Here is a 13,891-nt window from a genome sequence, read left to right on the forward strand (position 1 = left end):
ATGGAATGTGATCATGGGGTGCTCCCGCTTACGCGGGGGCAGTTGGACATTTGGCTTGCCGAGGAAACTGGTCACGCTGGTGTCAAATGGCAGCTGGGCATGCTCGGCCGCATCGAAGGCGTCATCGACCATGGCCTGCTGGAGCGGGCCGTGCGCCATGTGGTCTGTGAGGCAGAACCACTCCGCGCCGTATTTTCTGAACGAGATGGCCAGGTTTTCCAGACGGTAGTCGACTATCCGGAGGTCGAGCTCGCTCACCATGACCTAACCGGCTCTTCGGATCCCATGGGTGATGCCTATCGGATAGCTGTGTCGATCCGGCGTAAGCCGATGCCCCTCAACGGCCCGCTGTTCAAGTTTGCACTGATGCAGGCACGGGCTGACGACTTCTATTTCTTCGTGTGCTGCCACCACATCGCGACAGACGGAATCGGCATGGGACTTCTGTGTCACCGCATCGCCGCGGTCTACTCTGCGATCGCTACGGATGCACCGATACCTGCGCCCATCTTTGGATCGTTGAAAAGTCTCATCGACTGTGAGTCCGAGTATGAGGCGTCTGACGACTACGTCGCCGACGAGGCCTATTGGGCCAATTGCGGACCGTTGGAGAGTGAACCGCAGCGAGGTCCGACACATGTTGTCGTGACTCCAACCAGAGAGTATGAGCCGTCGGCACCGATTCAGTTGGACCCGCCGGTTGTCGCCAAGACCCGTGAGTTGTCCCATGTGTTGGGGGTGCGCCGTGCCGCCGTGATCACCGCGGCGTGCGCACTGTTGGTGCATGGCGAGGTCGGGGGTTCGGAGATCGTCCTCGACTTCCCGGTGAGTCGACGGGTACGCCCGGAGTCGTTGCTGGTGCCCGGAATGAGTTCTGGTGTTGTGCCCTTGCGTTTGACGACATCGCCGACTACCACGGTGGCCGACTTTTGCCGACACGTCGATGGGCGTATCCAAGAAGCGTTGCGCCATCAGCGCTTCCCGTTGCGGGCTATTGAGAACAAGACAGGTTTCCAGCGCGGCGGGCAGGTGGAGAATCGCGCGGCCATCAACTTCATTCCGACAACACGGTTGGCGGACTTCGCCGGTGCGGCGGGGTCGGGGACCGTAACCCACACGGGGCTCGTAGATCAGTTCGGACTCGTCTTCATCAAGAACGATGAGGAGCTTTTCCTCAGTACATCGGGTGTCGGGACGTTGTTCTCCGACTGTGATGCGCGAGCCCTCGCTGACCGCTTCGAGCGAGTGCTGTTGGCAATGACCGCAGATCCGGGCCGTCCGCTTTCGGCGATTGATGTCCGCGACGAGGCCGAATGCCCCCAGCTGGATGTATGGAGTAATCGCGGGGCGCTGATCTCGCCGATGCGTCAACCGGTTTCGATACCGGAGGTCTTTGCCGCTCAGGTGGCACGCGATCCGGGCGCGGTAGCGGTGAAATTCGGCGACAGTGCAATGACCTATCGCGGGCTGGATGCTGCCTCGAATCGGTTGGCACACTTGTTGGTTACGCACGGAGTGGGTCCCGGGCAGCGGGTGGCGTTGCTGTTCTCGAGATCTGTCGAGGCGGTCGTGGCGATCATGGGTGTGCTGAAAACTGGTGCGGCTTACGTGCCGATTGATCCGGTGGTGCCCGATACGCGGCTGGAGTTCGTGCTATCCGATGCTGGGACAGCTGTCGTTGTGACTTCCGCGGACCTGGTGAATCGCCTGGATGGGCGCGCGGTGACTGTGATCGATGTTGACGACCGCACGGTGTATGGCCAGCCGAGTGCAGCATTAGAGGTGACACCGGAGCCCGATGACATCGCGTATCTGATCTACACCTCGGGCACTACCGGTGTGCCGAAAGGCGTAGCCATCCCGCATGACAACGTCATACGGTTGTTAGAAGCGATCGATGCCGACTTTGAACTGCCGCCTGGACAGGTATGGGCGCAGAGCCATTCGCTGGCCTTCGACTTCTCGGTGTGGGAGATTTTCGGTGCGCTGCTCCATGGCGGGCAGCTGGTGGTGGTTCCCGAGGCAGTCACACGCTCGCCGGAAGACCTTCACGCCCTGCTGGTTCGCGAGCGCGTCGGTGTGTTGAGTCAGACGCCGTCAGCCTTCTACGCCCTGCAATCCGTCGATACGCTGCTGCCCGAACATCAGCAGCTCGGGCTCGGGGTGGTGGTGTTCGGCGGGGAAGCCTTGATGCCAGAGCGTCTCGGGACCTGGATGGCCGACCATCCGGGGCTGCCGCGATTAGTCAACATGTACGGGATCACCGAGACGACTGTGCATGCCTCGTATCGGGAGATCACCGCTGCCGATGTGGGCACTGCCGCCAGCCCGATCGGTGTCCCGTTGGCCGACTTGGCCTTCTTTGTGCTCGATGAGTGGCTACGCCCGGTGCCGTCCGGTGCGGTGGGAGAGTTGTATGTCGCCGGTGCGGGCGTGGGCTATGGCTATGTCGGTCGAAATCCTTTGACAGCAACTCGATTTGTGGCGTGCCCGTTCGGTGGCCGCGGCGCGCGGATGTATCGCACCGGTGATCTGGTGTGCTGGGGTCTCGATGGGCAGTTGCAGTATCTGGGACGTGCGGACGAGCAGGTCAAGGTCCGGGGTTATCGCATCGAACTCGGTGAAATCCAGTCGACGTTGATGGCATTCGACGATGTCGAGCAGGCGGTCGTGATCGTCCGGGAGGATCGTTCGGGAGACAAGCGCCTGGTCGGCTACATTATCGGGGCTGCCGACACTGGTGCCTTGCGCACCGCGATGGCGGAGCGGTTGCCGTCCTACATGGTGCCGGTGGCGATCGTGGTCTTGGAAAAATTCCCGTTGACGGTCAACGGAAAACTCGACAAGAATGCGCTTCCTGCGCCGGAGTATCGATTCGTCGATCGGTACAGGGCACCCAGCACCACCACCGAGGAGGTCCTGGCCGACATCTACGCCCAGGTCCTTGGCCTGGACCACGTTGGCGTCGACGACTCATTCTTCGAGCTCGGCGGGGACAGCATCCTGGCAATGCAGGTGTCCTCGCGAGCGCGCGTCGCGGGGCTCGAGTGCCGTCCGCGCGACGTCTTTGTCCAGCAGACTGTGGCGCGACTGGCCCAGGTAGCCGCCGAGACCAGCGGTATCCAAGAACCGAGCGATGAGGGCCTTGGGCCGGTGCCGGCAACACCAATCATGCTCTGGTTGAAGAGCCTTGAGAATACTGGCGGGCCGGTCAGTGAGTTCAACCAGACGGCGCTGATCCAGGCGCCCGCGGGTGTCACAGAGAACGACGCCGTGGTTATGTTGCAGGCCCTGCTCGATCGTCATGCCATGTTGCGGCTGCGTGTGGACGATGACGGCGCAGGCGGATGGTCGTTAGCCGTGCCGGAGGAAGGCGCGGTCGATGCGCGCGCGTGCTTGCGCTCGGTGGATGTGCTGTCCGATGGGGCGCTGACGACAGCGCGGTCGCGATTGAATCCGGCCACCGGAGTGATGCTCAGTGCGCTCTGGGTGACCTCCGCGAGCCAGCTGGTGTTGATCGTCCACCATCTGGCCGTCGACGGAGTCTCGTGGCGAATCATGTTGGAAGATATGAATATCGCGTGGCGCCAACACCGCGGCGGATCGCCGGTCGTGCTGCCATCGACGGGCACATCATTCGCACGGTGGGCCGAGCTGCTGGTCCATGCTGCCCAGAACCCGAGTGCCGTGGAACAAGCACAGGCGTGGCGACAGATGATGTCGGTGCCGGCGACATTGGCGGCACCGTGTGCCGAGACGGATACCTACCAGAATGCTGGACAGCTCTCGGTATCGTTGGACGCCGAGACTACGCGCGCACTGCTCGCCCAGGTGCCGGCGGCCTTCCACACCGGAGTGCACGAGATCCTTTTGATTGCATTCGGATTGGCGGTCGCTGAGTTTGCAGGAAGCGGCAGTCTGCCCGTCGGTATCGACGTGGAGGCGCACGGACGCCACGAGGAATTGGCTGATTTGGGGGGAGCCGCCGGTCGCAGTGTCGATCTTTCGCGCACGGTCGGGTGGTTCACCGCGAAGTATCCGGCCTCGCTGGCATTGGGCGGGTTGCGCTGGGCCCAGGTGGTGGACGGTGACGCCGCGCTGGGGGCGGTGATCAAAGACGCGAAGGAGCAGCTACATAGCCATCCGTCCGGCGTGATCTACGGTCTGCTGCGCTACCTCAACACCGATGTCGACCTCGAAATGCCCGACCCCGTCGTAGCATTCAACTATCTGGGCCGCCTCGGCGGAGCCGCGGGTGACGCGTGGCGAATCTGTTCCGAGGGCCGGTCGGTGACACGCATTGCCGGGATGGTGCCAACTTCACTCGGGCATAGTGTTGAGCTCAATGCCGCTACCGTCGACACGGATACCGGCCCGCGCCTGCACGCCGACTGGACGTGGGCACTCTCGGTGCTTGATCACACACAAGTCGGCAGGCTCAGCCAACTGTGGTTCGACGCGCTGGCCGGCATCTGTACGCATGTGCGCCGGGGCGGAGGCGGACTAACCCCCTCGGATATCGCTCCTGCCGCGCTGAGTCAGCGGCAGATCGACGAGCTGAGCCACCAGCACCGCATCGCCGACGTATTGCCGCTCACCGCTTTACAACAGGGGCTGCTCTTTCATGCCTGCGCGGCACAGGGGTCCGACGATGTCTACGCGATGCAGCTGAGCATCGTCATGAACGGGGCACTCGATGCGGAGCGTCTCCGCGACGCCGTTCGCACCGTGATCGGACGACACCCGCATCTGGCGGCCAGTTTCTGCCAACAGTTCGAGCACCCAGTGCAGGTGATTCCCCTCGACCCCGAAGTGCCTTGGCGATACCTCGAACTCGTCAACGAACACGGCGCCGACTTTGATGTCGACGGGCAGATTCGGCAGATCTGTGCCGCCGAACGCACCGCAGTCTGTGACCTCACGAACCAGTCGGCTGTCCGGGCCGCGCTCATCCGCATCGCCGATAACCGGCACCGTTTTGTCCTGACCGCCCACCACATCGTGCTCGACGGCTGGTCGATGCCGATCCTCATGCGGGAGATCTTCGCCAGCCTCGCTGGGCAACGGCTGCCCGCGTCCACGCCGTACCGCAGCTTTGTCACCTGGTTGACCGAGCGCAATCGCGTGAGTGCCCAGACGGCGTGGGGTGTGGTGCTGGCCGGTCTTGACACCCCCACACTGGTCTGCCCGAGCAGCCGAGACACATTGAGAAGCAGAGGTGTTGAATCCTTCCGGCTGCCGGAAGACACCACGCGAGCGCTCGGTGATCTGGCGCGCTCGCATCACACCACCGCCAACACCGTGCTCCAGGGCGCGTGGGCGTTGCTCCTGAGTTCAATGACCGGCCAGCACGATGTGGCGTTCGGTACCACGGTCTCCGGACGACCGGCCGAGGTCGCGGGTGCGGAATCGATGGTGGGCCTGCTGATCAACACGGTGCCCGTGCGCGCGACCCTTACGCCGACTGCTACCACGTCAGACCTCTTGCACCAACTGCAGAATTCTCATAACGACACCCTTGAGCATCAGCACCTGGCACTGAGCGATATCCATCGCATCACCGGCCAGGACGTGCTGTTCGACACCCTGTTGGTGTTCGAGAACTATCCGATCGACGCCACCGGGTCGCTGAGCGTCGACGGTTTGTCTATTACTGAATTCGACTTCCGCGAATCCAACCATTACCCGCTTGCCGTGCAGGCACTGCCGGGCCGCGAGCTTGGCCTTCGTGTTGAATACGACACCGGCAGTTTCGACCTCGCCGCCGTGGAAGCGTTGGTCGAGCGGCTGAAATTGGTACTAGCGGTGATGATTGCCGAGCCAGGACGGGCGTTGTCATCGATCAGTCTTCTGGACGAGGCCGCGCACGCACGCCTCGACTGCTGGAGCAACCGGGCAGCCCTGGTGAAACATGGAGACCCAAAGCCCATTCCGACGTTGTTCACGGAGCAGGTCACCCGCACCCCCGATGCGGTAGCGGTGACCTTCGACGGCCGGTCGATGACGTATCGAGAACTCGACGAGGCCGCCAACCGGCTTGCGCACGCCCTGGCGGCCCAGGGGGCGCGCCCGGGCGAGATTGTGGCGCTGATGTTCTCCCGCTCTGCGGAGGCCATCGTGGCGATTTTGGCAGTGTTGAAAACTGGCGCGGCGTATGTTCCGATCGATCCGGCATTACCGGTGTCCCGCATTGAGTTCATGGTGGCCGATGCCACACCGATCCTGGGGGTTACCGCCGCGAGGCAGCGGCACCGGCTGGACAGGCTTGGACTTACCGTAGTCGAGATCGGTGATGTGGTGGACACCGATGACGGGCCCAGCGCCGAGCTGGCGGGCCCTGCCGCCGAAGACATCGCCTACCTCATCTACACCTCGGGAACCACCGGTGTCCCCAAAGGTGTTGCCATACCGCATCGCAACGTACCCGGACTGTTCGGATCGCTGGGTGTCAACGTCCGGTCAGAGCCGGGACAGGTATGGGCTCAGTGGCATTCCTACAGCTTCGATGTCTCGGTGTGGGAGATCTTCGGTGCACTGCTGCATGGATCGCGGCTGCTGGTGGTGCCCGAACCGGTCGCCGCATCGCCCGAAGACCTGCACGACTTGCTTGTCGCCGAACAGGTCACGGTGCTGAGCCAGACCCCGTCGGCGGCGGGCATGATCTCTCCACAGGACCTGGACTCGACAGCGCTGGTGGTGGCGGGAGAGGCTTGTCCGCCGGAGCTGGTGGAACGCTGGGCTCCTGGGCGCGTGATGATCAACGCCTACGGCCCGACCGAGGCCACGGTGTACGCGTCGCTGAGCGAACCGCTCACCACGGGGCCTGCGGTGCCGATCGGCGCCCCGGCATCGGGTGCGGCGCTGTTCGTGCTGGATGGGTGGTTGCATCCGGTGGCGCCGGGGGCGGTCGGTGAGTTGTATGTCGCGGGCCGCGGTGTGGGCCTGGGCTACTGGCGCCGTTCAGGTTTGACGTCTTCTCGATTTGTTGCCTGCCCGTTCGGGGAGCCCGGTGCGCGCATGTATCGGACCGGAGATCTGGTGCGGTGGAGTGCGGATGGGCAGCTGCACTACCTGGGGCGCGCTGACGAGCAGGTCAAGATTCGCGGATATCGCATCGAACTCGGTGAAGTCCAGGCGGCACTGGCGGTACTCGACGGAGTGTCTCAGGCCGCGGTCATCGCTCGGGAGGATGAACCCGGACAGAAGCGTCTGGTCGGGTACATCACCGGTACCGCCGACCCACGCCAGATACGGGCATTGCTGGCCGAGCGGCTGCCGAGCTACATGGTGCCGACCGCTGTAGTGGCGATAGATGCGGTGCCGCTGACAGTCAACGGCAAGCTTGATCGCCGTGCGCTGCCGGTACCGGAATACCTCGATAGCGATCACTATCGGGCACCCGCGAGCCCGGTCGAGGAGATCCTGACCGACGCCTTCGCTCGTGCCCTGGGACTCGAGCGCGTTGGCGTTGACGACTCATTCTTTGACCTCGGCGGCGATTCGCTGTCCGCGATGCGTCTGATTAGCGCGATCAACAAGTCGCTGAACGCCGGTATCGCCGTGCGCGACTTATTCGATGCGCCGACGGCTGCGCAGTTGTCCGGTCGCATTGGTGGGGAAGAGGCGCGGCTGGAGCCGTTGGTGGCAGTTGAGCGGCCCGCTACGGTTCCGTTGTCCTTCGCCCAATCGCGACTGTGGTTCCTGGATCAGTTGCAGGGACCGTCCCCGGTCTACAACATGAAGGCTGCGTTCCGGCTGGACGGAGCACTCGATGTCGTTGCGTTGGGTGCGGCGCTGGCGGATGTGGTGGGGCGTCACGAGAGCTTGCGCACCGTGATCGCCGCGCCCGGTGGCATCCCTCGCCAAGTGGTGAGGGATTCGGGCAGTGCCGATTTCGGCTGGCAGATCGTCGACGCGACAGACTGGACCGTCGCTCAGCTTCAGCAGGCCATGGACGCGGCGTCGCGCCATGCCTTTGATCTCTCCACTGAGATTCCCTTGCGGGCTACGCTTTTCCGCATTGCCGAGGAAAGGCATGTGCTCGCTGCGGTGGTGCACCACATCGCTGCCGATGGCTGGTCGATCACCCCGCTAGTCGCCGACCTGGGGGCGGCCTATACCGCGCGGTGCCTGGGACGGGCTCCAGATTGGACTGATCTGTCGGTGCAGTATGCCGATTACACTCTGTGGCAGCGTAAGCAATTCGGGGATCTTGAGGACGGCGACAGCCGCATCGCGAGGCAGCTCGCCTACTGGCAAGGGGCGTTGACCGGGATGCCCGAACGCATCGCCCTGCCCACAGACCGGCCGTACCCACTGGTGGCCGAGCACCACGGGGCGACCATCGCAGTCGACTGGCCCGTGGAGTTGCAGCAGCAGGTTGCGCGAGTGGCCCGTGAACACAACGCGACCAGCTTCATGGTCGTGCAGGCGGCGCTGCTGGCGCTATTGTCCAACCTCAGCTCCAGTTCCGATGTGGCGGTGGGCTTCCCGATCGCCGGACGCCGTGATCCAGCGCTCGATGAACTGGTCGGGTTCTTCGTCAACACGTTGGTGCTGCGGGTTGACCTGACCGGCGACCCCACCGTTTCCGAGGTTCTGGCGCAGGTGCGCGCGCGCAGCCTAGCCGCCTACGAACACCAGGACGTACCGTTCGAGGTACTCGTCGAGCGACTGAACCCGACCCGTTCCCTGTCTCATCACCCGCTGATTCAGGTGGCGTTGGCCTGGCAGAACGTCGCCGGGCAAGACATCAATGATTCAGCGGACGGCGCGGTGCTGGGCGATCTGCGTGTCACCTCGATACCGGTGGAAACACACACAGCCCGAATGGATGTGAACTTCTCACTCGCCGAACGCCGAACGAAGTCCGGCGAACCAGCGGGAATCGGTGGGACGGTCGAGTTCCGCACCGATGTGTTTGACGCCGAATCGATCACGGTGCTGGTAGCGCGGCTTCAGCGCGTGCTGACGGCTATGACGGCAGACCCGATGATGCGGTTGTCGTCGGTGAACGTACTTGATGAGGCTGAGCACGATCGTCTTGCCGCATTGGGCAACCACGCGTCGCTGCTGAGGAACGCGCCGCGACCGGTGTCGATTCCCGAGCTTTTCCACGAGCACGTGACGCGCACTCCCGAAGCGGTCGCGGTGACTCACGGCGTGAGTTCCTTGACCTACCGCGAACTCGATGATTCCGCGAATCGATTGGCCCACTTGCTGATCAAACAGGGCGTGGGCTCGGGGCAGTGCGTCGCGCTGCTGTTGAATCGGTCGGCGGAGGCCATTGTGGCGATCTTGGCCGTTCTCAAGACCGGAGCCGCGTATCTGCCGGTCGATCCGTCCGTGCCCGATGCGCGGTTGGAGTTCGTGTTGGCCGACGCCGGGCCGGCGGTGGCGGTGACCACCGCCGATCTGGCTGATCGGCTGGATCGGAATGGACTGACGATCATCGATATCGACAGTCTCGATGCCGATTCCGTTGCGGCCGAGCTCTGCGGGGCGCTGCCCATGCCGGCCGCGGACGACATCGCGTATCTGATCTACACCTCGGGCACCACGGGCGTGCCCAAGGGGGTCGCGCTCAACCATCACAACGTGACGCAGCTGCTCGAGACGCTCGACGTCGGGCTGCGGCACTCCGGAGTGTGGTCTCAGGCGCATTCTCTGGCGTTCGACGTTTCGGTGTGGGAGATCTTCGGTGCGCTGCTGCGGGGCGGACAGGTTGTGGTGGTCCCGGAGGAGGTGACGAACTCACCGGAGGACTTCCATGAATTGCTGGTTCGTCAGAACGTCGGCGTGATCACTCAAACACCTTCGGCGGTACGAGTGTTACCACGCGAAGGTCTGGAATCAGCGGCGCTGGTGGTCGTTGGTGAATCCTGCCCGCCAGAAGTGGTCGATCAGTGGGCACCCGGGAGGGTGATGATCAATGCCTACGGTCCCACCGAGACCACGATGTGTGTGGCGATCAGCGCACCGTTACAAGCTGGGCAGGGTGTGCCGATCGGTTCGCCCGTGCCCGGAGCCGCGCTCTTTGTGCTCGACGAATGGCTGCGTCCGGTCCCGGCCGGTGTGATCGGTGAACTGTATGTGGCCGGTGCGGGATTGGGCTACGGCTATGTGAGCCGGACCGGCTTGAGTGCATCCCGCTTTGTGGCCTGTCCTTTTGTCGGCGCGGGGACGCGGGCGCAGCGGATGTATCGCACCGGGGACTTGGTGTGCTGGGGATCGGACGGGCAGTTGCACTATCGCGGGCGGGCCGATGAGCAGGTCAAGATCCGTGGTCATCGCATCGAACTTGGCGAGGTACAGGCCGTTTTGGCGGCCCTCGGCGATGTCGGGCAGGCCGTGGTGATCGCACGCGAGGATCGGCCGGGGGACAAGCGTTTGGTGGGTTACATCACCGGCACTGCCGATCCTGGCGAGCTGCGTCACGCGATGGCCGCCCGTCTGCCGGTCTACATGGTGCCCGCGGCGATCGTGGTCTTGGACACCATGCCGTTGACGGTCAACGGAAAGCTCGACTCGCGTGCTCTTCCGGCTCCCGATTACCTTGACCACGAACGGTATCGCGCCCCGGAGGACGCCGTCGAAGAGGTTCTCGCGGATATCTACGCTCAGGTGCTGGGCCTGGAGCGGGTCGGCGTCGACGATTCGTTCTTCGATCTGGGCGGCGACAGCATTCTGTCTATGCAGGTGGTCTCACGGGCCCGGATGGCAGGCTTGGTGTGCCGGCCGCGGGATGTCTTCGTTGAGCAGAGTGTTGCCCGGTTGGCGCGTGTTGTCGACGTGGCCACAGACACCTGCGGACCGATCGATGAAGGAGTTGGGCCGGTTCCAGCCACCCCAATCTTGCGGTGGCTGAATGATATTGACGGCCCAATCGGCGAGTTCAATCAGGCGGTACTGCTGCAGGCTCCCGCCGATATCACCGAGACCGACGTCGTGACGGTGCTGCAGGCCTTGCTGGATCGTCATGCGGCACTGCGTATCCGCGTCGAAGAAGACGGCATGGGCGGATGGTCTTTGACGGTGGCCGAGCCGGGCGCGGTTCTGGCGCGAGAGTGCCTGCATGTGGCGGATGCGTTGTCCGATGAGGCGTTGGTTGCGGCGCGGTCGCGGCTGAACCCGGCGGCAGGGCTCATGGTGAACGCGCTGTGGGTGGCCTCGAAGGCACAGTTGGTTCTGATCGTGCATCACGTCGCCGTCGATGGGGTGTCGTGGCGAATTCTTTTGGAAGATATCAATATTGCGTGGGCGCAGCACCGCGGTGGGCGGCCCGTGGCGCTGCCCCGCACGGGGACGTCGTTCCGGCGGTGGGCCGAGCTGTTGAATGTGCATGCGCGCAGTCCCGAGGTCGAGCAGCAAGCGCAGGCATGGCGACGGGTGGCACAGACGCCTGCGGTGTTACCGGTGGCACGCCCCCGGATCGACACCTACGAGAATGCCGGACAACTGTCGGTGTCGCTGGATAGCACAAGCACCAGAGCGCTTCTTGGCGAGGTTCCTTCCGCGTTTCATGCGGGGCCACAAGACATCCTGCTGATCGCACTTGGTCTGGCGGTGGCGGAATTCTCGGGTACCGGGGCCGCGCCGGTCGGCATCGACGTCGAGGGACATGGACGCCATGAGGATCTTGCCGCCGGCGTTGATCTGTCGCGCACGGTGGGGTGGTTCACAGCCAAGTATCCAGTGGCGTTGGCGTTGGGTGATCTGTCCTGGTCGCAGGTGGTGTCCGGTGATGTGTCGTTGGGTGCGGTGATCAAGGACGCCAAGGAGCAGATTCGGTCACTGCCGGATGCACTGAGCTACGGCCTGCTGCGTTACCTGAACCCAGACATCGACCTGGAGACCGCCGACCCGGCGATCGCGTTCAACTATTTGGGCCGGCTCGGCGGTACGGGCACCGAATCATCCGATGGTATGTGGCGGATCGCCGCCCAGAGCATGTCGTCGACCGGCGCCGCCGCGGCAATTCCGATGCCGTTGACCCATACCGTGGCACTCGATGCCGGCGTCCTTGACACCGGTACCGGGCCACGGCTGCAAGCCAACTGGACGTGGGCATCGTCAGTGCTCGACCATGCTCAGGCCACCCGTTTGAGCCAACTGTGGTTCGACGCTCTGGTCGGCATCTGCGCGCACGTGCGACGCGGTGGGGGTGGACTGACCCCGTCGGATATCGCGCCGGCTCTACTGAGCCAGCGGCAGCTTGATGTGCTAGAGCAGCAGTACCGCATAGCAGATGTGCTGCCATTGAGTGCATTACAGCAGGGCCTGATCTTTCACAGCGGTACGGGTGGTGGGCCCGAGGATCTGTACGTGGTGCAGTTGGACATCGCGATCAACGGCCCACTCGACCGGCATCGTCTACATGATGCGGTGCAAACAGTGGTGGCCCGCCACCCACACCTGGCAGCCAGATTCTGCGGGCAGTTCGATCAGCCGGTGCAGATCATCCCCGTGGATCCCACCGCGGGCTGGCAATATGTCGATCTTGGTATCGACACCGAGATCGAATTCCTCGGTGCCGAAACCGAAGGGCAAGTCCAGCGGGTGTGTTCCGCTGAACGCGCCGCCGTGTGTGATTTGGCCGATCCGCCGGCCTTCCGGGTGGCCTTGATCCGCACCGCACAGGATCGGCACCGATTTGTACTCACTAATCACCACATCGTCCTGGATGGCTGGTCGTTGCCGATCTTGTTGCAGGAGATCTTCGCCAGTTATCGCGGGCACCGGTTGCCCACCGCCACGCCGTACCGGAGCTTCATCAGCTGGCTGGCCGATCGGGATCAGGCCGCTGCGCACGCCGCGTGGGGTGAGGTGCTGTCGGGTTTCCACACACCAACTCTTGTCGCCCCGTCGCAGAAGTCCGTTCCGGGGCACCGGGGGATGCGTATGTATCGAGTGCCCGCGTATACGACCCGGGCGGTTGGAGAGTTGGCGCGATCGCAGCACACCACCGTCAGCACTGTGCTGCAGGGCGCCTGGGCGCTATTGCTCACCGCGTTGACCGGCCAGCACGACGTTACCTTCGGCACCGTGGTGTCCGGACGGCCGATCGATGTAGCGGGCGCAGAGTCGATGGTGGGCCTGCTGATCAACACGGTACCGGTGCGTGCGGACATCGCCGCGCGGACCACCACGGCTGATCTGCTCGATCAGTTGACACGTTCCCACGCCAAGACGCTTGAGCATCAACATCTCTCACTCAGTGAGATCCACCGAGTCGTTGACCATGATCGACTCTTTGACACCCTGTTCGTGTTTGAGAATTACCCGGTCGACGGCGGCGCACTGTCAGGTGCTGACGGGATCAGCATCGCCGAGATCACCACCCACGAATCGACCGATTATCCGCTGACGATGCAAGCGATACCCGGTGAGGAACTGCGTCTGCGTATCGAATACGACACCGCAGTCTTCGAACCGGCTGAGATCGAAGCCCTCGCCCGCCGGATGGAGGCGGTGCTGGTAGCGATGACGGCAGAGCCAGGTCGGTCGTTGTCCTCGTTGCAGATGTTGGACAGAACCGAGCACACCCGTCTGCAGCGATGGGGCAACCGGACCGTGCTGACCGATCTCCCCGAGTCGGGGACAGTGCCGGAGCTGTTTGCCGCTCAGGCGGGGCGTGTTCCGGAGGCGGTGGCGCTGGTATGCGGCGACCGGACCTTGACGTATAGGGAGCTGGAGGAGTCGGCGAACCGGTTGGCGCATCTGCTTATTGGTGGAGGGGTCGGCCCTGGCCAGCGGGTGGCATTGATGTTCTCGCGTTCCGCCGAGGCGGTCGTGGCGATCTTGGCAGTACTCAAGACCGGCGCGGCCTATCTGCCGATCGATCCGGCACTGCCACAGGCTCGTGTGGAGTTCATGCTGTCTGACGCTGGGC

General features: G+C 63.7%; 1 protein-coding gene (running past one end of the window). It reads left to right on the forward strand.

What is annotated here, in order from left to right; all coding sequences use genetic code 11:
* Positions 1-13,891, forward strand: the 5' portion of a protein-coding gene (locus tag AOT87_RS26095; RefSeq protein ID WP_057967572.1) for a non-ribosomal peptide synthetase. 10,505 nt of this gene lie beyond the right edge of the window; only the first 13,891 of its 24,396 coding nucleotides appear in the window; the start codon lies at positions 1-3; its stop codon lies off the right edge, out of view.

Source organism: Mycobacteroides sp. H003, assembly GCF_001440135.1.
GTDB lineage: Bacteria > Actinomycetota > Actinomycetes > Mycobacteriales > Mycobacteriaceae > Mycobacterium > Mycobacterium gwanakae.